The organism is Pseudomonas monachiensis (genome assembly GCF_047345015.1).
In the GTDB taxonomy this organism is placed as follows: domain Bacteria; phylum Pseudomonadota; class Gammaproteobacteria; order Pseudomonadales; family Pseudomonadaceae; genus Aquipseudomonas; species Aquipseudomonas monachiensis.
In genome coordinates, this window is record NZ_CP178857.1 from 5,188,336 (window position 1) to 5,212,090 (window position 23,755).

Consider the following 23,755-nt stretch of genomic DNA (forward strand, 5'->3'; position numbering starts at 1 on the left):
AATCAGAACAACTACTCGATATCTATCGTGCCAGTAGACGACGCCGACGTTGCGAGCGGTTCTCGTTTAAAGGATCCCCAAGAGTCTTCTATCGGGCTGGCAGGTAAATTGCCGGGCCGGTTATGTTTGGCCGAAAGCTTGTGTCATGATGATCCGACCGCAGGTTAGTCGTCCTCCTCCTATATGAATAGATCTTCCGCGTTGCTCCTCGCTCTTGCCTTCCTCAGCGGCTGCCAGGCCTTGGCCCCCGTGTCGTCGGACGGTGCGCCACCGGTTGAAGACAGCACCCCGGCCCCTGAAAAGCCCAAGGTCTACAGCTCATTCAGCGAGGAAACCATTTTCAGCCTGTTGAGTGCCGAACTGGCGGGCCAGCGCAATCGTTTCGACATTGCCCTGGACAACTATGTGACCCAGGCCATCAACACCCAGGATCCGGGCATCTCCGAGCGCGCATTTCGTATCGCCGAATATCTGGGCGCCGATCAGGCAGCCCTGGACACTGCGCTGATCTGGGCCAGGAACGCCCCCGACGACCTCGAAGCGCAACGCGCCGCTGCCGTGCAGCTGGCACGCACCGGTCGTTATGACGACTCCATGGTCTATATGGAGAAAGTCCTGCAAGGCAAGGGCGACACCCATTTCGACTTCCTTGCGCTGTCCGCGGCCGACACCGACCAGGACACCCGCAACGGCTTGATGAAAAGTTTCGACCGTTTGTTGCAACGTCATCCGGACAACAGCCAGCTGATTTTCGGCAAGGCCTTGCTGATGCAACAGGACGGCGACACCAAAGGCGCGTTGAAGTTGCTGGAAGACAATCCGCCGGACGACGGTGAAATCGCGCCGATCCTGCTGCGCGCACGCCTGCTGCAAACCCTCGATCGCGGTGACGAGGCCTTGCCGCTGCTGCAAAAAAGCATCAAGAAGTACCCGGACGACAAACGCCTGCGCCTGACTTACGCGCGGATGCTGGTTGAACAGGACCGCATGGACGACGCCAAGGCCGAGTTCTCGAGCCTGGTCCAGCAATACCCGGAAGACGACGAACTGCGTTACTCCCTGGCACTGGTCTGCCTGGAAGCCAAGGCCTGGAACGAGGCCAAGGGTTATCTTGAAGACCTGATCGCCCGGGAAAGCCATGTCGACTCGGCACACCTGAACCTCGGCCGCATCGCCGAAGAACAGAACGACCCGCAAGGCGCGCTGATCGAATACGCCAAGGTTGGTCCGGGCAGCGACTACCTGCCGGCGCAATTGCGCCAGGCCGACATTCTGATCGACAACGGCAAGACCGCCGAAGCCCAACGCAAACTGGCGGCTGAGCGCGACGAGCAGCCCGATTACGCGATCCAGTTGTACCTGATCGAAGTCGAAACCCTGTCCGCCAACAATCAGGGCGACAAGGCCTGGAACGTTCTGCAACAAGCCTTGCAGCAATATCCGGACGATTTGAACCTGCTCTACACCCGCGCCATGCAGGCGGAAAAACGCAATGACCTGGCGCAGATGGAAAAAGACCTGCGCACGATCATCAAGCGCGACCCGGACAATGCCATGGCGTTGAACGCCCTCGGCTACACCCTGTCCGACCGCACCACGCGCTACGCCGAAGCCAAGGCCCTGATCGAACAGGCGCACCGGATCAGCCCGGAAGACCCGGCGGTGCTCGACAGCCTTGGCTGGGTGAATTACCGCATGGGCAATCTCGACGAAGCCGAGCGCCTGCTGCGCCAGGCCCTGGAACGCTTCCCCGACCAGGAAGTCGCTGCGCACCTGGGCGAAGTCCTGTGGGCCAACGGCAAACAGCGTGAAGCGAAACAAGTCTGGGGCAAGTTCCTCAAGGAACAACCCGACAGCCCGACCCTGCGCGGCACCATCAAACGCCTGACCGGATCAGAGACTCTTTAAGATTATGTTTTTGCGCCATTTCATCGTTTTCAGTTTTATCGCCCTGCTCGCCGGCTGCGCAGGCCTGGGTCCCCGCGAATCGGTCGAGGGTCATGGCAACGCCGCCCAATGGCGCGAGCACAAACAGCAACTGACCGGCCTCGATGGCTGGCAGATCGACGGCAAGATCGGCATCCGCGCCCCGAAAGACTCGGGCAGCGGCACGCTGTTCTGGTTGCAGCGCCAGGATTACTACGACATCCGCCTGTCCGGACCACTGGGCCGCGGCGCCGCTCGCCTGACCGGACGTCCGGGCAAGGTGTCGCTGGAAGTCGCCAACCAGGGACGCTACGACGCGCCGAACCCGGAAGTGCTGCTCGAAGAACAGCTGGGCTGGAAATTGCCGGTATCCAACCTGGCCTGGTGGGTGCGCGGGCTCCCGGCTCCCGACACTAAAAGTCGCCTGACCCTGGACGGCGACAGCCGCCTGGCCAGCCTGGAACAGGATGGCTGGAAGGTCGACTACACCGCCTACACCGAGCAAAACGGTTACTGGTTGCCCGAGCGTATCAAGCTCAGCGGCACCGACCTTGATGTCACGCTGGTGATCAAGGTCTGGCAACCGCGCAAACTGGGGCAATGACATGCCGGACAATCGCCTGACGCTGCCCTCGCCGGCCAAACTCAATCTGATGCTGCACATTCTGGGTCGCCGCGAAGACGGCTACCACGAACTGCAGACAATGTTTCAGTTTCTCGATTACGGCGACGAAATCACCTACGCCCTGCGCGATGACGGTGTCATTCAATTGCACACCGAATTCCCGGGTGTCCCCCACGACAGCAACCTGATCGTCAAGGCCGCCAGAAAACTTCAGGAGCAATCCGCTTGCCCGCTGGGCGTCGATATCTGGATCGACAAGATCCTTCCAATGGGCGGCGGCATCGGTGGCGGCAGCTCGAATGCCGCAACGACTTTGCTTGGTTTGAATCATCTGTGGCAATTGGGCTGGGATGAAGATCGCCTTGCCGGGCTGGGGTTGACGCTGGGCGCCGACGTCCCGGTTTTCGTACGTGGCCACGCGGCTTTCGCCGAGGGCGTGGGGGAGAAACTGACCCCTGTCGACCCGGAAGAACCGTGGTATCTGGTGCTGGTGCCGCAAGTCTCTGTAAGTACGGCAGAAATTTTTTCAGATCCGTTGTTGACACGTAACACTCCTCCCATTAAAGTGCGCCCCGTTCCCAAGGGAAACAGTCGTAATGACTGCTTGCCGGTGGTAACAAGGCGTTATCCAGAGGTACGTAACGCTTTGAATTTGTTAGGTAAATTTACCGAAGCAAAACTCACCGGAACTGGAAGTTGTGTGTTTGGGGGCTTCCCAAGCAAAGCTGAAGCTGATAAAGTCTCGGCCCTTCTTACAGAGACCCTTACAGGGTTTGTGGCAAAAGGAAGCAACGTTTCGATGTTGCATCGCAAGCTGCAAAGTCTGCTCTAAAGGAACCGATTACTGGGTAATCGTTGCAACAGATACAGGGGCGTCGCCAAGCGGTAAGGCAGCAGGTTTTGATCCTGCCATGCGTTGGTTCGAATCCAGCCGCCCCTGCCATTTTCCTATACTCATCCAGGTTACCCTCAGCCTTCAGGTACTGCGCGTGTCCAAGATGATGGTCTTTACGGGGAACGCTAACCCCGATCTGGCTCGGCGTGTTGTACGTCAGCTGCATATCCCTCTCGGTGACATCTCTGTCGGTAAATTCTCCGACGGCGAAATTACAGCCGAGATCAATGAAAACGTTCGCGGTAAAGACGTCTTCATTATTCAGCCGACTTGCGCTCCGACCAACGATAACCTGATGGAACTGGTAGTGATGGCTGATGCCTTCCGCCGCTCCTCGGCTACTCGTATCACTGCTGTTATTCCTTACTTTGGTTATGCCCGACAGGATCGCCGTCCGCGTTCCGCACGTGTGGCTATCAGCGCGAAAGTCGTTGCTGACATGCTTACCGTAGTCGGCATCGACCGTGTTCTCACGGTTGATCTGCATGCTGACCAAATCCAGGGTTTCTTCGATATTCCGGTAGATAACATCTACGGCTCCCCGGTTCTGGTGGATGACATCGAAGATCAGCGCTTCGAAAACCTGATGATCGTGTCCCCGGACATTGGCGGCGTCGTGCGTGCACGTGCCGTTGCCAAATCCCTGGGCGTGGATCTCGGGATCATCGACAAACGCCGTGAGAAAGCCAATCACTCTGAAGTGATGCATATCATCGGTGATGTCGAAGGGCGTACCTGTATTCTGGTCGATGACATGGTCGATACCGCCGGCACCCTGTGCCATGCGGCCAAGGCCCTGAAAGAGCATGGCGCAGCCAAGGTTTTCGCCTACTGCACGCACCCTGTGCTGTCGGGTCGGGCGATCGAAAACATTGAAAATTCCGTGCTGGACGAGCTGGTGGTGACTAACACCATCCCGCTGTCCGCTGCAGCACAAGCCTGTGCGCGTATCCGCCAACTGGATATCGCACCGGTAGTTGCCGAGGCGGTCCGCCGCATCAGCAATGAAGAATCGATCAGCGCGATGTTCCGCTAAGGGCCCTGCCCTTCTCGAAATGTCTCGTTGACGAAAAGCGCCCCGCCCCGGCATTCCTGTCGGGGCGGGGCTTTTTTGCCCATATCGCCTTTAGCGCTGGTCGCAAACGCTGGGGCGAGTGTGGTTATTTTGGAGATACAACATGAACGATTTTACCCTGAATGCTGAAGTGCGTTCCGACCTGGGGAAAGGTGCGAGCCGCCGCCTGCGTCGTCTCGCCGCCCTGGTTCCAGCTGTAGTTTACGGTGGCGAAAAAGCCCCTGAATCCATCAGCATGCTGGCCAAAGAAGTTGCCAAACTGCTCGAAAACGAAGCGGCTTACAGCCACATCATCGAGCTGAACGTTGGTGGCACCAAGCAGAACGTCGTGATCAAAGCCCTGCAGCGTCACCCGGCCAAAGGCCACGTGATGCACGCTGACTTCGTACGCGTAGTAGCTGGCCAGAAACTGACCGCTATCGTTCCAGTGCACTTCATCAACGAAGAAGCACCGACCAAGAAAGGCGGCGAAATCTCGCACGTTGTTGCCGAGATCGAAGTTTCCTGCCTGCCGAAAGATCTGCCTGAGTTCATCGAAGTCGACCTGGCTAACGCTGAAATCGGTTCGATCATTCACCTGTCGGACCTCAAGGCTCCTAAAGGCGTTGAGTTCGTTGCCCTGGCACACGGTGATGACAAGGCTGTCGCCAACGTCCACGCTCCACGTGTTGCTCCAGAAGCTGCAGAAGGCGCTGCAGAGTAATTTTACTCTGTACGCCGGAGTGACCGGAAACATCGCGGACTAGAGCATAGCGAGAAAGCGGGCGAGAACGCGGAGTTTACATCATGGTAAATGAGCAATTTTCGTCCACTTTCGCCGCTTTCCCTGATTGCGGCGATGTTATCCACCACTCCAAGGAAGGGCCCCTATCGTGACTGCCATCAAACTGATCGTTGGCCTGGGAAATCCAGGCGCTGAATACGAACAGACCCGGCATAACGCAGGGGCCCTTTTTGTTGAGCGCATCGCGAACGCACAAGGCGTGAACCTTGTGGCGGACCGCAAATATTTCGGCCTGACCGGGCGCTATTCGCATCAGGGTCAGGATGTTCGTCTGCTGATTCCCACCACGTACATGAACCGCAGCGGCCAGGCCGTGGCGGCACTCGCCGGTTTCTTCCGCATCAAGCCTGAAGAAATCCTCGTGGCGCACGACGAACTCGACCTGCCACCCGGCGTTGCCAAACTCAAGCAGGGCGGCGGCCATGGCGGTCACAACGGGTTGCGCGACATCATTGCGCAACTGGGCAATCAGAATACGTTCTACCGTCTGCGGCTTGGCATTGGCCACCCGGGCGTCGCCAGTATGGTTTCAAATTTCGTCCTGGGTCGTGCGCCACGCGCCGAACAGGAAAAACTCGATGCCAGCATCGACTTTGCCCTCGGCGTGCTGCCGGATATCCTCGCCGGGGAATGGAACCGCGCGATGAAAAACCTGCACAGCCAGAAGGCCTGACTCTAACTCCTCGGGGAAACACCATGGGATTCAATTGCGGCATCGTCGGCCTGCCTAACGTCGGTAAGTCCACCCTGTTCAACGCCCTGACCAAATCCGGGATCGCGGCCGAGAACTTCCCCTTCTGCACCATCGAACCCAACAGCGGTATCGTGCCGATGCCGGATCCGCGCCTGGATGCCCTGGCAGCCATCGTCAATCCAAAGCGCATCCTGCCAACCACCATGGAGTTCGTCGACATCGCTGGCCTGGTTGCCGGTGCGTCGAAAGGTGAAGGCCTGGGTAACAAGTTTTTGGCCAATATCCGTGAAACCGATGCCATCGCCCACGTGGTCCGCTGCTTCGAAGACGAGAACGTGATTCACGTCTCCAACAGCGTCGACCCGAAACGCGACATCGAAATCATCGACCTGGAACTGATCTTCGCCGACCTCGACAGCTGCGAGAAGCAACTGCAGAAAGTCGCTCGCAACGCCAAGGGCGGCGACAAGGACGCAGTGGTCCAGAAAGGCCTGCTGGAGCAACTGATCGCCCACTTCACCGAAGGCAAGCCGGCGCGCAGCCTGATGAAGAACATGGGCACCGACGAAAAAGCGGTGATCAAGGGCTTCCACCTGCTGACCACCAAGCCGGTCATGTACATCGCCAACGTCGCTGAAGACGGTTTCGAGAACAACCCGCACCTGGACGTTGTTCGCGCCATCGCCGAAGAAGAAGGCGCCATGGTTGTACCGGTGTGCAACAAAATCGAAGCGGAAATCGCCGAGCTCGATGACGGCGAAGAGAAGGACATGTTCCTCGAAGCCCTGGGCCTCGAAGAGCCTGGCCTGAACCGCGTGATCCGCGCCGGCTACGAAATGCTGCACCTGCAGACCTACTTCACCGCCGGTGTCGAAGAAGTCCGCGCCTGGACCGTCCGCGTCGGTGCCACCGCACCACAAGCCGCTGGCGTGATCCACACCGACTTCGAAAAAGGCTTCATCCGCGCCGAAGTGATCGCCTACAACGATTTCATCCAGTACAAGGGCGAAGCCGGTACCAAGGAAGCCGGCAAATGGCGCCTGGAAGGCAAGGACTACATCGTCAAGGACGGCGACGTGATGCACTTCCGCTTCAACGTGTAAGCCATACGCACAAGAAAAAGCCGCGTTTGATACGCGGCTTTTTTGTGAGAATTTCAAAAGATCGCAGCCTTCGGCAGCTCCTACAGATGATCGGCGTAGGAGCTGCCGAAGGCTGCGATCTTTTAGCTCTATGCCTTTTTGGTTCGCGGCAGGAAGATCGCCAACACCCCGAACAGCGGCAGGAACGAACACAGGTAGTACACGTATTCGATGCCATGAATGTCCGCCAGATGGCCCAGCAGCGCCGCACCAATCCCGCCGAAACCGAACATCAGGCCGAAGAACACCCCGGCGATCATCCCGACATTGCCCGGCACCAACTCCTGGGCGTACACCACGATGGCCGAGAACGCCGAGGCGAGGATGAAGCCGATGACTACGCTGAGGATGCTGGTCCAGAACAGGTCGACATGGGGCAGCAGCAATGTGAAGGGTGCAACACCGAGGATCGAGAACCAGATCACCGCCTTGCGCCCGATCTTGTCGCCGATCGGCCCGCCGAAGAATGTCCCCGCCGCGACCGCGCCGAGAAACAGGAACAGGTGCAACTGCGAACTGGCCACCGACAGGTCGAACTTCTCGATCAGGTAAAAGGTGAAGTAGCTGGTGAGGCTCGACATGTAGAAATACTTGGAGAACACCAGCAACCCGAGTACCACCAGCGCACTGGTGACTCGGCCCTTGGACAGGCCGTGAGTCGCAGCCTGGCCCTGCTTGAGCTTGAACAGGTTCAAGTGGTTGGCGTACCAGCGGCTGATCCGGTAGAGCACGAACAGCGCAAACACCGCGAACAGGCCGAACCAGGCCACGTGCCCTTGACCGTAGGGAATGATGATCGCCGCCGCCAGCAACGGGCCGAACGCAGAGCCTGCATTACCGCCGACCTGGAAGGTCGATTGCGCCAGCCCGAAGCGTCCGCCCGAAGCCAGGCGCGCCACGCGGGACGCTTCCGGGTGGAAGGTGGAAGAACCGATGCCGATCAGCCCCGCCGCCAACAGGATTAACGGGAAACTGGCAACCACCGACATCATCAGAATGCCAACCAGGGTGCAGACCGTCCCCGCCGGCAACAACCACGGCTTGGGATGGCGATCGGTGTAGTAACCGACCCATGGCTGCAGCAGCGAGGCCGTCAACTGGAATGTCAGGGTGATCAGGCCGACCTGGGTGAAGGTCAGGCCATAGTTGGCCTTGAGCATCGGATAGATCGACGGCAGCACCGACTGGATCAGGTCGTTGATCAAGTGCGCCAGCGCTACGGCGCCGATGATGCGCATCACCAGGGGACTGCTTTGGGGCGTAGCGGAAGCCGGCACTGAGCCGGACTGGGCGTTGCTGATAGCCATGGGAATTTCCAGACAACAGGAGGTACAAACGTGCAGGTGCGTCAATGTGCCATTTTTCAGTGCAGCAACGCCATCCCCTTAGCCTGCTAACGACTTCGATTTTTCATTTCCACCTCCTTGATGGCGCAAAGCCATGGTCTGAATCTTGCCTTCCTTGTCTGCTTGAACGCGGCCTCCTTACAAAGGAGACCGACAATGGGAAGTTTCGCTACAGAGTCGGCCTACAGAGCGGACAAGGGTGAACTTTCGAGGCCTTTTTAGAGGGCACGAGTCGGAGTCCACAACCTCCGACGCACGCCAATAGTGCGTGGTGTCCAGAGGAGTCTTGGGGCATGCAGGCTTTTTTATCACCGGGGATCGGGCTGCTGGGGCGTTTTGGCTTCGCACGTAAATTCCAGCTGTTGTTTCTGCTATTTATCCTGCCGCTGGCCGGTAGCCTGTGGATGATCGGCCAGGACTATCGCGACAAACTCAACCTGATCTCAGGCGAACGCGCCGGGGTGCGGCAACTGCTTGCGCTCGATGCGCTGGATGACCTGCTCGCCGCCCAGCGTGATCGCGCCGCCCGGTGGCGCGCCACGGAAACCAATCGCCAGCCAACGCCGGCCACCCTCGCCGCGATGGCCGCCTTCGATGCCGTTCAGCCCGCCGTCAGCCAGGCCACTGCCGAGCTGGGCAATGCCCTGCAAAAAGAAAACGCCGAGGGCGAGACCCTGTCGCGTTACCAGGCCCTGCAAACCGCCCTCGATGGCCTCGACTCAAAAAGCCTGAGCAATGTCGGCTGGTGGCCGGATGGTTATGATCGCTTCACCAACGCCTTGAGCGCCCTGCAAGCCTTGCGCGAGCAGATCGCCATGGACAATCGCCTGACGCTGGCACCGTGGCTGGAAACCTACTTGCTGACGCAGATCTCCACCCAGCATGCGCCAGACCTGATCGAACGGGTCGGTCGTCTGGCGGCGGTAGGCCAGGCCTCGGTGGTGTCCGGGCAGTTCACCCTGCAAAGCCGCTTGCAACTGCGCGATTTGCGCAGTCGCATCGGCGATGCGCGAGAGCAGTTGGTGAAAACCGCAGGCCTGCTCGAAGCGCGCTTGCCCAGCGCCCTGCAAACCTGGGCCGGGCAGTACCACGACAGCCTCAAGCGCCTCGATGCGGGCCTGAAGGTGCTGGATGACGGCGTGTTCGGCGGCAGCATCAACCTCAAGCCGGAGGATTTCGAACGCAGTCTCGATGCCCTGCTCTCCGACCTCGCTTCGTTGCGCCAGCAGTCGCTGGTGTCGCTGGATCAGCGCCTGGATTACTACCACGACTCGGCGATCCGCCAGTTCGTTATGGTGGCCGCCGTGTTGGGCTGCCTGCTGTTGGCGGCACTGTATCTGTTCATCTGTTTGCAGGCCTCGATCCGCCGCAGCGCCAGCGGCATCACGGTGCTGGCCGAGGCCTTGCGCGATGGCAATCTGAGTCTGCAAGTGCCGGTTCAGGGCCGGGACGAACTGGCGGTCATCAGCACCGCGCTGAACGTCGCCGTGGTGCAACTGCGCAGCAGCCTGCAAGGGGTGGATCACGAAACCCTGCAACTGAGCAACGCGGTGCAAACCCTCAACCATCACTCCAGCGATGCCCTGGGCGAAGTCGAAGCCCAGCAGTTGCAGATCAGCCAGATTGCCGCTGCGGCGACACAACTGGCCGCCACCTCACAAGGGGTGGCCCACAGTTGCGAACAGGCGTCCGGCAGTGCCCAGCACACCCGACGCATTGCCGCCGACAGCAGCCGTGACAGCCTGCGCACCACCGCGAGCATCCAGCAACTCAATCAACGCCTGAACGAGACCGCTGCGGCGCTGGGCCGGGTCAGCGAGCAGGGGCAGCAGATTCAACTGGTAGTCGACACCATTCGCGGCGTCGCCGAGCAGACCAACCTGCTGGCGCTCAATGCCGCCATCGAGGCGGCTCGGGCGGGCGAGCAAGGGCGTGGCTTCGCGGTGGTAGCCGATGAAGTGCGCAGCCTGTCGCAACGCACGCAATCGTCGACCGCGCAGATTGCCGGCACGGTCGACAGCCTGCGCAGCACCGTGAATGAGGCCGTCAGCCTGATGCAAGCCGCCTGCAGTCAGGCAGAGAGCGATGCACAAGCGGTCACCGGCCTCGGTGAACGGCTCGGTGAAATCGCCAGTGCGGTGCAGAGCGTCACCGATACCCTGGCGCAAATCGCCACGGCGGTTGAAGAACAGGCCAGTACCGCCGACGAGGTCAGCGGCAATATCCAGCAGGTCGATCAAGCGGCGGTGCGCCTTCTTGAAGGTGCCCGCGCGGTGAACCAGGCAGCGGACACCCTGAGCCACGGCAGCAAGGCCCTCAGCGCCAACACCGGGCGTTTCCGCTTGAGTTGAATCCGCCAGGACTTCTCAGGCGCGGATCACCGCCTCCGGGAAGTCCTGCTCCAGTTCGCTCTTTAGCCAGTCGATAAACCACGCCACGTCCGCCGAGAGTTCGGCGGACGGCGTCAGCACCCGATAGCTTTCCAGCTTCACTTGCGCGTCCACCACCCGCACCAGCTTGCCGCTATGGAGCTCTTCGCGCACCAGCACTTCGTTGGCCAGCGCAATGCCCTGCCCGCTCTCGGCCACCGACAAGGCGTGGTCGTTGTTGACGTAGAGCATGTCCGAATTGAGGTGGATGTCGAGGTCATTGGCGGCGAACCACAGGTTCCACCACTCGCCGTCATCGACGTGGATCAGGTTGTGCTTCACCAGGTCCGCGGGACTGTCGATGGGCTCGACGCTGGCCAGATAATCAGGGGAACAGATCGGAAACACCCGAGGACAAATCAGGCTGGTGCGCGAGTGGGCATATTGGCCGTCCAACCCGTAGACGATGCCCAGGTCAGCGCTTTTGCCATCCACCTCGGTGAAGGTCGAATTGGGTTCGATGGCGAATTTCAAGCCCGGACGCAGGTGCCGCATAGCCTCGATGCGCGGCATCAGCCAGCGCTTGGCAAACCCCGGCACCACCATGATGCGCAGCCAGCGTTCGGCGTGCTTGGGTTGCGCCTCTTTTCCGGCCTCGATGATCAACTGCAAGGCGGCGGTGATCTTGCGGTGGTACTTCTCCCCCGCCGTCGTCAGGTTGACCCCGCGAGAGGTGCGCTCGAACAGTTGGATGCCTAGCCAGTCTTCCAGCAATTTCACGTGGCGGCCGATGGCCGGCTGGGTCACGTGCAGGGCCTTGGAGGCTTCGACATAGCTGCCCAACCGGGCCGCGGCATCAAAGGCACGCACTGCGTTGAGCGGCGGCAAACGGTGGTCAGGCATGGTATTCGGGCGCCTTCTGCTGTTAAATTTTTTAACAGCCCCTATGTTAAAATTGAAGTTTCGCCCCCGCAACCCCTCGCTGATAATCGATCCACAGCAGAACAAAAAAACAGCTGGTTACAACACCCGAACGCAATCTCGATCCTGCCCAGAAAAATAATATCCATGGCCCGACGACACAGCTGTTTTCAGCACGTGCGCAGGCGATGGGGGAATCGGAGGTAACGCATGAATGCCCTGCATTCGCTGCAAACGCTGGCGGTGTCCATCCGCTCAGTGCGCAAAGTCTACGGTGATCCAAAGACTGGCCCGGTGGCGCTCAAAAGCATCGACCTGGACATTCGCGACAACGAGTTCTTCACCCTTCTCGGCCCATCGGGCTGCGGCAAAACCACGCTCCTGCGGATGATCGCCGGGTTCGAATTCCCTACCGAAGGCGAGATTCTGCTCTACGGCGAAAACATCGCCGACCGCCCGCCCTTCCAGCGCCCGGTCAACACGGTGTTCCAGCATTACGCGTTGTTCCCGCATATGACCATCGCCGAGAACCTGGCCTTCGGCCTTGAGTCCCACCCGATGGGCAAAGTCCTGAACAAAACGCAATTGGCCGAACGGGTGCGCGAGATGCTCGCCCTGGTGCAGATGGAACGCTTTGCCAACCGCAAGCCGGCGCAGTTGTCCGGCGGTCAGCAACAGCGTGTCGCCCTGGCTCGTGCATTGGCGCCGCACCCCAAAGTCTTGCTGCTCGACGAACCGCTTTCGGCGCTGGACCTCAAGCTGCGCCAGGCCATGCGCGAAGAGCTGAAAACCATTCAGGCCCGCACCGGCATCACCTTCATCTTTGTCACCCATGACCAGGAAGAAGCCTTGACCATGTCCGACCGCATCGCCGTGTTGTCCGAAGGCGAGGTGCAGCAGGTCGGCCGTCCGGAAGACATCTACGAACGCCCGCGCAATCGCTTCGTGGCGGACTTCATCGGTGAAACCAACTTCATCGAAGGCACGGTCACCCGCATCGAAGACGGCCTGGCCTGGTTCGCCGGCCCGGCCGGTCATCCGCTGCCTGCACAGCCATGCAGCGATGTGCGGGTCGGGGCCAACGTCACTTTGTCCGTGCGTCCCGAGCGTTTGCATCTGGTGCCGGGCAATACCGAATGTGCCTTGCCATGCCGAATCGAAGCGCAGATCTACCTCGGCACCGACCTGCAATACCAGGTCAGCCTGAGCGACGGTTCGCGCCTCACTGTGCGCACCCCCAACTGCGTCGACCAGAGCAAACGCTTCGCCGTCGGCAGCCAGGCCGGTCTGTTGTTCGACCAGGGCAGCGCCAGCGTCCTGCACGATTGAGCACGAGGAATCGCCATGCACGCTTTACCGATTGCCAATACCCTGGAACGTCGGCGGGCCTTCCAGAGTTTCCTCGGGGTCAGCCCGGCGCTGATCGCCATCGGCCTGTTTCTGATCGTGCCGATCCTGATTGTCATCGGCTATTCGTTGATGGAGGCCAACCCCTACGGCGGGGTGAACAAGGTATTCAGCAGCGATGCCTACACCTCGTTGCTGTTCGAACGACAACTGGATGACAGCCTGGCCTTCGCCGACTCCTACCTGATCATTGCCCTGCGCTCCATCGGCATCGCCGGGCTGACCACCCTCATCACTTTGCTGATCGGTTTTCCGGTGGCGGTGTGGCTGGCCATGCAGCCGCCCCATCGTCGTGGTCTGCTGATCTTTCTGATCACCGTGCCGTTCTGGGCCAACCTGTTGATCCGCACCTATGCGTGGATTCTGCTGCTGCGCAATACCGGGGTGATCAACAACAGTCTGATGGGCCTCGGAGTGATCGACCAGCCGCTACAACTTCTCTACACCGACGGCGCGGTGCTGCTGGGGCTGGTTTACACCTACGCGCCCTTCGTCGTACTGCCGATCTACGCCACCCTGGAAAAAATGGACATCCGCCTGCTCGAAGCGGCTCAGGACCTCTACGCCGGACGCATTCGAACCTTGCGCAAGGTGGTGTTGCCGATCGCCAGGCCGGGGATTCTCGCCGGCGCCATTCTCACTTTCGTGCCTTGCCTGGGCGCGATGATCGCCCCGGAACTGCTCGGTGGCGGCACGCGGATGATGCTCGGCAACTTGATCTTCCGGCAGTTCAGCGATGCGCGTAACTGGCCATTCGGCGCGGCCCTGTCGCTGGTGCTGATGGCGGCGGTGATGTTGGTACTGACGGTTTATGCCCTGCGTGCCGAGCGCCAGCGCATCGCCAAAGGAGGTGCGTGATGATCAGCCTGTTCAAACGCAACACGCTGGGTGTGCAGGATTTCCCGGGCTTCGGCGGTTTCAGTTTTCTGTTCTACCTGTACCTCTACGCGCCGATCGTGGTGCTGGTGGTGTTCTCGTTCAACGCCAACCAGTCGGCCACGGTGTGGACCGGTTTCAGCCTCGACTGGTATCGCGCGGCCTTCGCCAACCAGGCCCTGCGCCAGGCGGCCGGCAACAGCCTGTTGATCGCGGTCTGCGCCAGCATGGTCGCCACGGCCATCGCCACCCTCGCCGCCCTCGGCACTTCACGGGGTGCGAAGTTCAAGGGCCTGCAACTGTCCATGGGCGCGATCATGTTGCCCCTGGTACTGCCGGAAATCGTGGTCGGCGTCGCCACCCTCGCGCTGTTCTCCACCATCGGCCTGTCCCTGGGCTACGGCAACCTGATCATCGCGCACACCGTGTTCTGCATTCCGTTTGCCTTTCTGCCAATACGGGCACGCCTGAACGACATGGACCTGTCCCTGGAACAGGCCTCGGCCGACCTGTATGCCGGCCCGTGGCGGACCTTCCGCAAGGTCACCCTGCCGCTGCTGATGCCGGGGATTTTCTCCGGGCTGATGCTGGCCTTCATCGTGTCGCTGGATAACTTCGTGATCTCGATGATGGTCTCCCAGGCCGGCACCACGACCTTGCCGATTTTCATCTTCGGCCTGTTGCGCATGGGCGTGACACCGGACGTCAACGCCGTCTCGACCCTGATCCTGGGCGTCTCGGTGCTGTTCGTCACGCTCTCTTATCTGCTGGGCAAAAAGAAAACCTGAACCTTCTACGTACTGTGGGGAAATAGCATGAGCAAGTTGATTGCAAGCATCGGCACTTCGTTGTTCCTGACTTTACCGCTGACCATGGCCGGCAGCGTTCAGGCCTCGGAAAAACTCAACGTGGTGAGTTGGAGCGGTTACTTTTCGCCGGAGATTCTCGCCAAATTCCAGAAGCAGACCGGCATCGAAGTCACCGTTGACTCCTACGATTCCAACGAAACCCTGCTGGCCAAATTGAAGCAGGGGGGTGCCGGTTATGACGTGGCGATCCCGTCGCACCAGTTCGTGCCGATCCTGATCAAGGAAAAACTGCTGGAGCGTTTCGACCCGGTCAACCAGCCCTACTACGCCAGCGTCGTCGACAACCTGAAAAAACCCACCTGGGACCCGGAAGGCGCCTACTCCGTGCCGTTCATCTGGGGTACCACCAGCGTGGTGCTCAACACCGAGCGCTACAAGGGCCCCACCGACAGCCTCAAGGTGCTTTACGAGCCACCGGCCGAGCTGCAAGGGCGGATCAACATGTTCGACTCGGTCAGCGACGTGGTGGACATGGCCAGCCTGTACCTGAATATCCCGCTGTGCAGCGAAGACCCGAAGCAGATGCAGCAGGTTCTGACCCTGCTCAAGGCGCAGAAACCCTTCGTCAAGACCTATAGCTCCAAGGCCGGCTCGATCCGCGAAAACCTCGCCTCGGGTGAAATCGACATGTCGACCTTCTGGGGCGGCTCGTCGATGCGCGCCCGGGAGATGAAACCGAGCCTGAAATACCTGTACCCGAAAGAAGGTGTGCTGGCCTGGGTCGACAACATGGTCATCCCGACCGGCAGCAAGAACCCGGCGAACGCCAAGGCCTTCATCGCGTTCCTCAGCCAGCCTGAAAACGCGGCGATGACCCAGAACTTCCTCAAGCACCAGAGCCCGATCAAGGGTGTGGAGCCGTTCCTTGATGCGAGCCTCAAGGACGCGCCGGAACTGCACATTCCCGAAGGCACCAACGTGGTGTTCAGCAAGACTTGCGGCGAAGGCGCGATCCGCCTGGCCGACCGTCTCTGGACCAACCTGATGCGTTGATCTCTACCGCCCCGACGCGATGGCGGGGCGTTTTTCCAGCCGTCTGAAAGGCCGCTTGCAATGAACTCTAATAACATCAGCGAACTGGTCCTGTTGCAGGCCCACGAGCTCGCCGAACGCATCCGCCTGCGCCAGGTTTCCTGCCGGGAAGTGATGCAGACTTATCTTGCCCATATCGAACGCTTCAACCCGCAGGTCAATGCGCTGGTGAGCCTGCAAGCGCCAGAAGACCTGCTGGCCCGGGCCGATATCCGCGATGCCGAACTGGCGAAAGGCCAATACCGTGGCTGGATGCACGGCCTGCCCCACGCCATCAAGGACTTGTCCCTGACCCGTGGCATCCGCACCACCCTGGGTTCGCCGCTGTACAAGGACTTCATCCCCGAGCGCGACGGCATCATGGTCGAGCGGATCAAGGCCGCCGGCGCGATCATCATCGGCAAGAGCAACACCCCGGAATTCGGCCTCGGCTCGCAAAGCTATAACCCGCTGTTCGGCGCGACCGGTTGTGCCTACGACCCGAGCAAGACCGCAGGCGGCAGCAGCGGTGGCGCGGCGGCGGCGCTGGCCATGCACCTGGTGCCGGTGGCCGACGGCAGCGACATGATGGGCTCACTGCGCAACCCGGCGGCCTTCAACAACATCTTCGGGTTCCGTCCGTCCCAGGGCCGCGTGCCCTTCGATGACAGTGCCGACCTGTTTATCGACCAACTCGGCTACGAAGGCCCCATGGCTCGCAGCGTGCGCGATGCGGCGTTGCTGTTGTCGGTGCAGGCCGGGGCCGATGCGCGGGCGCCACTGTCCATTGCCCAGCCCGGCAGCGTCTTTGCGGCACCGCTGGGTCGAGACTTCAAAGGCACGCGTCTGGGCTGGCTCGGCGACTTCAACGGCTACCTGCCGATGGAGCAAGGCATCCTCTCGCTGTGCGAGAAGGCCTTTGTCGACTTCGAAAGCCTGGGTTGCCACATTGAACCGGTTCAGTCCGAATTCGCGCCAGAGAAGCTGTGGAGCAGTTGGCGGACGTTGCGTCACTGGATGGTCGCCGGTTCGTTGGGTGCGACTTATGCCGACCCGCAAAAACGTGCGCTGTTGAAACCGGAGGCCTGCTGGGAAGTGGAAAACGGCCTGAAACTCTCGGCCACCGACGTGTTTGCCGCCTCGGTGACGCGCAGCGACTGGTATCGGGCGATCTCCAGGCTGTTCGAAAAATACGACTACCTGCTGCTGCCCAGCGCCCAGGTGTTCCCGTTCGATAAAACCCAACCGTGGCCCGCCGCCATCGAGGGCGTGACCATGGACACTTATCACCGCTGGATGGAGGTGGTGATTCCCGGCACCTTGTCCGGCTGCCCGGTGGCCAACGTACAGGTCGGCTTCAACGCCAGCGGCCTGCCCATGGGCCTGCAAATCATCGGCCGGCACCAGGCCGACTTCGCCGTCCTGCAACTGGCGCACGCGTACGAACAGGCCAGTCGCTGGTTCCAGCGCTGCCCTTCACCCCTGCTCAGAGGATAGATTTTGATAAACGGTTGAAAGCGCAGAGAAATATTTTAGATTTATGCTTGACGCATCCCCGTTACCGGTGAATAATGCGCGCCACTTGGCTACATAGCTCAGTTGGTTAGAGCATAGCATTCATAATGCTGGGGTCCGGGGTTCAAGTCCCTGTGTAGCCACCAAGTACTAAAAACGGCTTACCGCAAGGTAAGCCGTTTTTTTATGCCTCGAGAAAAGTACGCTACGGCGACAGGAAATCCTGTGCCGCCGTATTGAAGTTGTCGCATCGGATTTCGAATGGCTGCCAAGGCAGACAGGGGCAGGCCCCTACGCCCGTTGGCAGCAGAAACGTCATTGTCCGCGAAGGCGCTCGATGAATCCTGCGATTCGACCGCACGCATCACTGAGCGCTGCGTCGGAGACCGTGAACGAGATGCGTACGAAGCCCGTGGTACTGGCGCCAAAAGCGCTGGCATCGAGTACGGCAACACCGGTTTCACGGAACAGTTGCCAGGCAAAGTCCGTGCTCGACAAGCCCGTCTCCCGCACATCCACCAGCATGAACATGCCCGCCTCAGGCACCTTGCACTTGAGCAGCGGCACGTGGCGCAATCCTTCGACCACCAGGTCTCGGCGCCGACGGTAAAGAGCCCGCCCTTCCCCGACCACTTGCTCATCCAGCTCCAGTGCCTTGAGCGCGGCGGCCTGAATGAACCCCGGCAAGCCGTAGAGCATGCACAGCAACAGGTTATCGAGGTGGCCGATCAGCTCTTGCGGTCCCACCACCCAGCCTACCCGCCAGCCGGTCATGGCATGGGATTTGGACAGACTGTTAAGCACCACGGTGCGCTCGGCCATGCCCTCAAGGGTGGCCACACTCTGGTGCGGACGGTCATAGGTCAGCTGACCGTAAACCTCGTCGCTGATGACCCACAGGTTATGGCGTTGAGCAATCAGCGCAACGGCCTCCAGCTCCTCGCGGGTGTAGACGTTGCCGGTGGGATTGTTCGGCGTGGCCAAGGCGATGCCACGGGTCTTGTCGGTCACCACCGCTTCCAGCGCGGCCAGGGTCAGGCGGAAGTCTTCTTCGGCCGGCTGGGCAATCGGCACCAGGCATGCACCTGAAGCCTGGATGCTCGCCGCGTACGTCAGGTACATGGGTTCCGGCACCAGCACTTCATCGCCTTGTTCGAACAGGCACATGGCCGTGGCATACAAACCGTTCTGTGCGCCGGCCACCAGCGCCACGTTGTCGGCGGACACCGGCTGGCCGAGCAACGCCGACTGCTTGGCGGCAATCGCTTCGCGCAGGGCCGGGCGACCGATCACGTGGGTGTAATGGGTGTCGCCCTCATTGATTGCCTGAACCGCTGCCGCGCATATTTCATCGGCAGTGGCGAAATCCGGATCGCCGATGCTCAACACGATCGCATCTTCACCGCGAGCCTGTGCATCACAGGCTGCGTAGTGAATGTCCCAGGCGGTGACGGTTTCGCCACTGATGCGTTTGACCATGGACGAATATTTCATATGACACTCCTTATGAGCCCTTGGGCCGATGTGTCCATCGACCTTGAAGTCAGGCCTGACGTTGCGGCGTTTTGCCTATCCGGGCAAAACCTTGCTCAATGACAATCGCCAGGATGATGTAGATCACCGCCACCACCAGCAGCGGCTCATAGACACGTAATGTTTGCGAACGTACCAGGTTTGCCGCGCCCAGCAAGTCGGTAACCGCCACGGTCGAGGCCAGCGCCGTGGCCTTGAGCAGCATCACGCTTTCCCCGGCCAATGTCGGGCGCAGCATCTGCAAGGCGCGCGGCATCCACACCCGGCGCAACACCAGCCAGGGGCGCATGCCATAGGCCCGCGCGGCTTCCAGTTCGCCACGCGGTACCGCGCGCAAGCCACCGCGCAACACTTCACCGACGTACGCGGAAACGCTCAAGGTCAGCGCGAACGCCACGTACCAGAAGCCTTCTCGCAAGTACGGCCAGAACATGCTGCCGCGAATCAGCGGGAAGGTCGCAAAAACACTGCCCACGCCGTAGTACAACACGTAAATCTGCACCAGCAGTGGCGTCCCCCGCAGCACGCTGGTGTAAAAGCGCAGGCCGTTGGACAGCAAGCGGTTCTTCGACAAGCGCCCCAGCGCCACGAGCACCGCCATGAAAAAGCCGATAACCCCCGAGATCAGCAACAGCTGCAGGGTCAGTCCGGCGCCCTTGACCAGCTCCTGGTAAAAATTTCCCAGCCAATGAAAGTCCATGCTCGCCCTCCCCTTATGCGTGCCGTGGCATCCAGCGTTCGAAGCGCACTTCGACCCGCCGGAAGACCGAGCTGGAAACCAGCGTGATCAAGTAATAGAACGCTGCCACGGCGAGGTAAAACAGCAAATAGTGCTTGGTCGATGCCGCCGCCTGGCGACCCGCTGTCAGCAATTCGCTGTAACCCACGACGCTGATCAAGGCGCTTTCCTTGACCAGCACCAGCCACAGGTTGGATAACCCGGCGATCGCGAAGGGCAGCATGCACGGCAGGATCACCCTCCTCACCAGCAAACTGCGGGAGATTCCGTAGGCGCGCGCCGCTTCAATCTGACCGTGGGGGATGGACTCGATCGAACCGCGAATGATTTCCCCCGAATAGGCACCCTGCACAATGCCCAGCACCACCACGGCAGCCATGAACCCGTTGATCTCGACGCTCGGCTGGCCGAATGCGGCCAGCGTCAGGTTGATCAGATCGGCACCGGCGTAGTAGAGCAGCAGGATCAGCAGCAATTCCGGCACCGCGCGGTAGAGCGTGGTGTAGCAATTGGCGCAAACGACCATCCAGCGCGGCCCCTTGAGCTTGACCATGGCCACGACCAGGCCGATGGCCAGCCCCAGGACAAAGGCCCCCAGGGAAATCCCCAGGGTCTTGACCATCCCCTGGGCCAAGGCCTGGAGCCAGCCATCGCTGAAGAACAGCCGGGAAATATCAGAAAGTGTCATGAGCACACCTGCGTTGGGTTTGCCGGAAGAAGCTGATTACTCAAGGGCCGAGATATCAGACTTGAAGTAGCGCTCACGGATCTTTTCGTAGCTGCCGTCGGCACGCAGCGATTGCAGCGCCACGTTCAAACGCTCGCGCAGGGCATCGTTGCCTTTGCGCACACCCGCGCCCACACCATCGCCAAACAGCGGGTCAAGCGGAGCCACGCCCTTGCTGGCGAGCATTGAGTTGTCGGGGTTGTCCAGCAGCGGCTCAACCACCAATTGGTCGGCCAACATGATGTCGACGCGACCACTGCGCAGGTCCGCGAGGATGTCGTCCTGGTCGTTGTAATAACGGATGGTGGAGGTTTCGCCGTAGTACTTTTTGACGAACGCGGCGTGGGTGGTCGAACCCTGCACACCAATGATCTTGCCCTTGAGGCCGGCCGGGGTCGGCTCGAGCTCCATGCTGCGATCACCGATCCACAGTGCGCGGGTGAAGAAGTACGGCTGGGTGAAATCGATCACTTGCTGACGCTCGGGAGTGATCGACAACGAGTTGAGCACCACGTCAACCTGTTGCGACTTCAGGGCCGGAATCAGGCCGTCCCAGGACATTTCGTTAAGGCTGCAATCGGCCTTCATGCGCTCGCAGACTGCGGTGATCATCTCCGGTTCAAAGCCACTCCACTCGCCCTTGCCGCTCTTGAAGGAGAACGGCGGGTAAGGTTCCAGGGCGATACCAAACACCAGTTTGTCAGCAGCGAACGAGGTGCTGGCGATGCCGGCCAGCAGGCAGGCTTGCAGGGTGATCAACAGAGTTCTCTTCATGTCTTGATGCCTCTTTTCAGGTTGTAGTTATCGAGGTGAAAACATCAGTGCGGGTTATCCGCGATTGTCCTGGGCCATCACGAATTGACGGCAACGCTCACTGCGTGGATCGAGCAATACCTGCTGCGGCGTACCTTCTTCTTCGATCCGGCCTTGATGCAGGTAGATGACCTTGCTCGACACATCGCGGGCGAAGGCCATTTCGTGGGTGACCAGAATCATCGTCCGCCCCTCTTCGGCGATGCCCTGAATCACCCGCAACACTTCGCCCACCAGCTCAGGGTCCAGGGCCGAGGTCGGCTCATCGAACAGCATCACTTGCGGGCGCATGGCCAGGGCCCGGGCAATCGCTACGCGCTGTTGCTGGCCACCGGACAGAAACGAGGGATACACGTTTCGCTTGTCGATCAGGCCGACTTTTTCCAGCAAGTGCTCGGCATGCGCCGTGGCTTCCTTGCGGTCCTCGCCAAGTACGTACACCGGCGCTTCGATAACGTTTTCCAGCACGGTGCGGTGGGGCCACAGGTTGAAACTCTGGAACACCATGCTCAAGCGCGTGCGCAGACGCTCGACCTGACGCGGATCGGCGATCTGCGCGACGCCACCACGCCCTGACTTCAAACGCACTTCCTCGCCGTTGATTCTCAGGCTGCCGCTGCAAGGGATTTCCAGCAGGTTGATGCAACGCAGCAAGGTACTTTTGCCCGAACCACTGGAACCGATCAGTGAGACCACCTCGCCCTCTTTGGCGCGCATCGAAATGCCCTTGAGCACGTGGTGATCGGCATAGCTCTTGTGCAGGTCATCGATGGCAACGACTGCGGTGTCCGTGTGTGACTGGGGGATATTCACGTGGGTGAGTGCTTGCACGTCTGGATCCTCGAATTCTGATTGTTCAGGCAGGCCGGGCAACGCCACGACTATTCGTCGTCGCGCGCCGGGATCCACCACTCTTCACCACGTACGGTGCGTATGTACTCCGGCCAGCGGAAGCGATGAGGGGCTTGAAAGTCGGCCGGCAATAGCGGCGCCTGCCAGTGCTCGCCACCGATGCCGCCGCCGGTACGCTGGTTGAACTCGTCCGTGGCAGCCTTCAGCAGGTCTTCGTTGCAGAACAGGTCGAGCAAGGTGTTGGCAATGGTTTTCGCCGCCACCTCGATCATCGGGTCGATGGTCTGCGGTATGCCGCCCAGGGCATTGGAGACCCAATCCGGGTACACGTGGCCGGCGGGAGCGCTGAGCATCGGGCGGGCCACCAACAGACGCACGGTCGGGCAATGCCAGGTGTATTCGGGGTAGTCGTCGGAGGTCAGGTACTTCTGCCATGCCGGCATTTGCAGGCGCATCTGCCGTTCGCATTCCTGCGGGTCGATCAGTTGTTCAGTGGCTGGCAGGAAGGGCTCCGCCATCGGTTCCAGGCCGAGATTGCTCTGGATCTGGCGGGCAATGTCACAGGCCTCGGCGCCCCAATGCGGTGCGCCGACGGCGGCCAGGTTGCTGTACGTCGCACGCGCCAGCACGTGGTTGGGCAGACCCCCACGGGACTTGCAGACCCAGGTCTTTTTCCACTGGCAACCGGTGGCCATCGCTGCAGCGGCGGCGTTGTTATCCATCACCTTGGAAATGGTTTCGGCCTGCTCGATCGAGTCGCAACGCAGCAGGTACTGGATCTGTGACAGGTGCGGTGGCAGGTTGTCTGCGGTGGCCTGCCCGGCCGTCAGGATGGCCTCGTTGTAACTCCACAAACCGGTGAACGGCAGGGTCGAACGGCGCAGGCTTTCGTTGAGGTTGTAGAAGTGCATCAGCGCATCGTTGGCGCCCGGTGCCCGCGCAGCCAGGTGATTCTGCGGGATCGGACTATAGCGGTCGGCGGCAATCCAGTGTTCCGGGTCTTCGCAGGTGAAGCTGTAGATGTAGGCGTAAGCAATGCCGCAATGGGTATCCCAGGTGGTGGTGTTGTTCAGCGGCAACATGTAGGTGGGGTGAAAGCTGATCGCCGCATCCAGGTTGTCGTAGTAACCCTTGGCCGCGTGTACGGGTTTGGACGCACGGAGCTTTTCCGCCGGCTCACCAAAGAAACGAATGGTGCCCTCGATGCCGAACTCAAGCATCGCCGCCTTCGCCGCGAGCACCCCGCCCAACGCACTGATGCCGAGCGCAGAATGCGGGTCGGTGTGGCCAGGAGCGAATCGCGACAAACCTTCGCGGGGCATCTTGCGGGTGGTGGCAGCCTGGCAGTTACCGGGGACCGCATCGTATTCGGCGTAGGTTGCCAGCACCGGTCCCTGGCCATTACTGAAGGTTGCGCAAAACGCGGTGGGCATGCCGCCGCTGTTTTCTTCGACGGTGAAACCTTCCTTGCGCAACAGATCCACATACCAGGCACAGGACTTGTACTCGCGAAACGCTGGCTCCGCGTAGTGCCAGATGATCTGGTGCCAATCCGATAACTGCTGGCGATGCTGGTCGATCCACTTCAGGGCAAATCTCTTCTGCAATTCCATGCGGTTCACTCCTAACGGTTCAG

At 60.5% G+C, this 23,755-nt stretch carries 21 protein-coding genes and 2 tRNA genes; 15 read left to right on the forward strand and 8 right to left on the reverse strand.

Annotated elements, in window-relative coordinates:
* The first annotated feature begins 183 nt into the window (after positions 1 to 183).
* The 8 genes from ACMDB8_RS23250 (at position 184) to ychF (ending at position 7,102) form a co-directional block, all read left to right on the forward strand.
* Positions 184 to 1,908, forward strand: a complete 1,725-nt coding sequence (locus ACMDB8_RS23250; RefSeq protein ID WP_056726274.1) for a tetratricopeptide repeat protein — start codon at positions 184 to 186, stop codon at positions 1,906 to 1,908.
* 4 nt (positions 1,909 to 1,912) lie between these two features.
* On the forward strand, positions 1,913 to 2,530 hold the full coding sequence (lolB, locus tag ACMDB8_RS23255; RefSeq protein ID WP_056726275.1) for a lipoprotein insertase outer membrane protein LolB: 618 nt from the start codon (positions 1,913 to 1,915) through the stop codon (positions 2,528 to 2,530).
* Between the two features lies 1 nt (position 2,531).
* Positions 2,532 to 3,383 (forward strand): 4-(cytidine 5'-diphospho)-2-C-methyl-D-erythritol kinase, encoded by an 852-nt coding sequence (gene ispE / locus ACMDB8_RS23260; RefSeq protein ID WP_223540960.1) that lies wholly within the window; start codon positions 2,532 to 2,534, stop codon positions 3,381 to 3,383.
* A gap of 36 nt (positions 3,384 to 3,419) precedes the next feature.
* A tRNA-Gln gene (locus ACMDB8_RS23265) sits at positions 3,420 to 3,494 on the forward strand.
* 46 nt (positions 3,495 to 3,540) lie between these two features.
* Positions 3,541 to 4,482, forward strand: coding sequence for a ribose-phosphate pyrophosphokinase (locus tag ACMDB8_RS23270; RefSeq protein ID WP_003171603.1), 942 nt, complete (start codon positions 3,541 to 3,543; stop codon positions 4,480 to 4,482).
* Positions 4,483 to 4,624: 142 nt separating this feature from the next.
* Positions 4,625 to 5,224 (forward strand): 50S ribosomal protein L25/general stress protein Ctc, encoded by a 600-nt coding sequence (locus tag ACMDB8_RS23275; RefSeq protein ID WP_056726277.1) that lies wholly within the window; start codon positions 4,625 to 4,627, stop codon positions 5,222 to 5,224.
* Between the two features lie 169 nt (positions 5,225 to 5,393).
* Positions 5,394 to 5,978 carry an aminoacyl-tRNA hydrolase gene (pth, locus tag ACMDB8_RS23280; RefSeq protein ID WP_008037207.1) on the forward strand — a complete coding sequence of 195 codons (585 nt, stop codon included), beginning with the start codon at positions 5,394 to 5,396 and terminating at the stop codon, positions 5,976 to 5,978.
* Between the two features lie 23 nt (positions 5,979 to 6,001).
* Positions 6,002 to 7,102 carry a redox-regulated ATPase YchF gene (ychF, locus tag ACMDB8_RS23285; protein WP_056726278.1) on the forward strand — a complete coding sequence of 367 codons (1,101 nt, stop codon included), beginning with the start codon at positions 6,002 to 6,004 and terminating at the stop codon, positions 7,100 to 7,102.
* Between the two features lie 128 nt (positions 7,103 to 7,230).
* Here the strand turns inward: ychF and ACMDB8_RS23290 are convergent, their stop codons facing one another.
* The gene (locus ACMDB8_RS23290; protein ID WP_056726279.1) at positions 7,231 to 8,448 is read right to left on the reverse strand and encodes an MFS transporter; all 1,218 of its coding nucleotides are present in this window, start codon (positions 8,446 to 8,448) and stop codon (positions 7,231 to 7,233) included.
* Between the two features lie 1,331 nt (positions 8,449 to 9,779).
* Here ACMDB8_RS23290 and ACMDB8_RS23295 point away from each other — a divergent pair.
* Positions 9,780 to 10,838 (forward strand): methyl-accepting chemotaxis protein, encoded by a 1,059-nt coding sequence (locus ACMDB8_RS23295; RefSeq protein WP_409078432.1) that lies wholly within the window; start codon positions 9,780 to 9,782, stop codon positions 10,836 to 10,838.
* A 15-nt stretch (positions 10,839 to 10,853) separates the two neighbouring features.
* Here ACMDB8_RS23295 and ACMDB8_RS23300 read toward each other — a convergent pair whose 3' ends face one another.
* A complete protein-coding gene (locus tag ACMDB8_RS23300; protein ID WP_056726281.1) occupies positions 10,854 to 11,759 on the reverse strand; it encodes a LysR substrate-binding domain-containing protein in 906 nt (301 codons plus the stop codon).
* Positions 11,760 to 11,987: 228 nt separating this feature from the next.
* Here ACMDB8_RS23300 and ACMDB8_RS23305 point away from each other — a divergent pair, with 228 nt between their 5' ends.
* The 6 genes from ACMDB8_RS23305 (at position 11,988) to ACMDB8_RS23330 (ending at position 17,601) form a co-directional block, all read left to right on the forward strand.
* The gene (locus tag ACMDB8_RS23305; RefSeq protein WP_056726282.1) at positions 11,988 to 13,106 is read left to right on the forward strand and encodes an ABC transporter ATP-binding protein; all 1,119 of its coding nucleotides are present in this window, start codon (positions 11,988 to 11,990) and stop codon (positions 13,104 to 13,106) included.
* A gap of 15 nt (positions 13,107 to 13,121) precedes the next feature.
* A complete protein-coding gene (locus ACMDB8_RS23310; RefSeq protein WP_056726283.1) occupies positions 13,122 to 14,042 on the forward strand; it encodes an ABC transporter permease in 921 nt (306 codons plus the stop codon).
* Positions 14,042 to 14,848, forward strand: a complete 807-nt coding sequence (locus ACMDB8_RS23315; protein ID WP_056726284.1) for an ABC transporter permease — start codon at positions 14,042 to 14,044, stop codon at positions 14,846 to 14,848. Before ACMDB8_RS23310 ends, ACMDB8_RS23315 begins: the two co-directional genes overlap by 1 nt.
* Positions 14,849 to 14,875: 27 nt before the next feature.
* Positions 14,876 to 15,922 carry an extracellular solute-binding protein gene (locus ACMDB8_RS23320; protein ID WP_056726285.1) on the forward strand — a complete coding sequence of 349 codons (1,047 nt, stop codon included), beginning with the start codon at positions 14,876 to 14,878 and terminating at the stop codon, positions 15,920 to 15,922.
* 60 nt (positions 15,923 to 15,982) lie between these two features.
* A complete protein-coding gene (locus ACMDB8_RS23325; protein ID WP_056726286.1) occupies positions 15,983 to 17,437 on the forward strand; it encodes an amidase in 1,455 nt (484 codons plus the stop codon).
* Between the two features lie 87 nt (positions 17,438 to 17,524).
* Positions 17,525 to 17,601 (forward strand) — tRNA-Met (locus tag ACMDB8_RS23330).
* A 169-nt stretch (positions 17,602 to 17,770) separates the two neighbouring features.
* Here the strand turns inward: ACMDB8_RS23330 and ACMDB8_RS23335 are convergent.
* From ACMDB8_RS23335 to ACMDB8_RS23360, 6 genes are read right to left on the reverse strand one after another with little or no spacing between them, the layout of a single operon-like run.
* On the reverse strand, positions 17,771 to 18,949 hold the full coding sequence (locus ACMDB8_RS23335) for a pyridoxal phosphate-dependent aminotransferase (protein ID WP_056726287.1): 1,179 nt from the start codon (positions 18,947 to 18,949) through the stop codon (positions 17,771 to 17,773).
* A gap of 49 nt (positions 18,950 to 18,998) precedes the next feature.
* Positions 18,999 to 19,688 (reverse strand): ABC transporter permease, encoded by a 690-nt coding sequence (locus ACMDB8_RS23340; RefSeq protein ID WP_056726288.1) that lies wholly within the window; start codon positions 19,686 to 19,688, stop codon positions 18,999 to 19,001.
* A 13-nt stretch (positions 19,689 to 19,701) separates the two neighbouring features.
* The gene (locus ACMDB8_RS23345) at positions 19,702 to 20,415 is read right to left on the reverse strand and encodes an amino acid ABC transporter permease (protein ID WP_056726289.1); all 714 of its coding nucleotides are present in this window, start codon (positions 20,413 to 20,415) and stop codon (positions 19,702 to 19,704) included.
* Between the two features lie 36 nt (positions 20,416 to 20,451).
* The gene (locus tag ACMDB8_RS23350; RefSeq protein ID WP_056726290.1) at positions 20,452 to 21,228 is read right to left on the reverse strand and encodes a transporter substrate-binding domain-containing protein; all 777 of its coding nucleotides are present in this window, start codon (positions 21,226 to 21,228) and stop codon (positions 20,452 to 20,454) included.
* 54 nt (positions 21,229 to 21,282) lie between these two features.
* A complete protein-coding gene (locus tag ACMDB8_RS23355) occupies positions 21,283 to 22,098 on the reverse strand; it encodes an ABC transporter ATP-binding protein (protein WP_409078423.1) in 816 nt (271 codons plus the stop codon).
* 50 nt (positions 22,099 to 22,148) lie between these two features.
* A complete protein-coding gene (locus ACMDB8_RS23360; protein ID WP_056726291.1) occupies positions 22,149 to 23,732 on the reverse strand; it encodes a hypothetical protein in 1,584 nt (527 codons plus the stop codon).
* Positions 23,733 to 23,755: the final 23 nt, after the last annotated feature.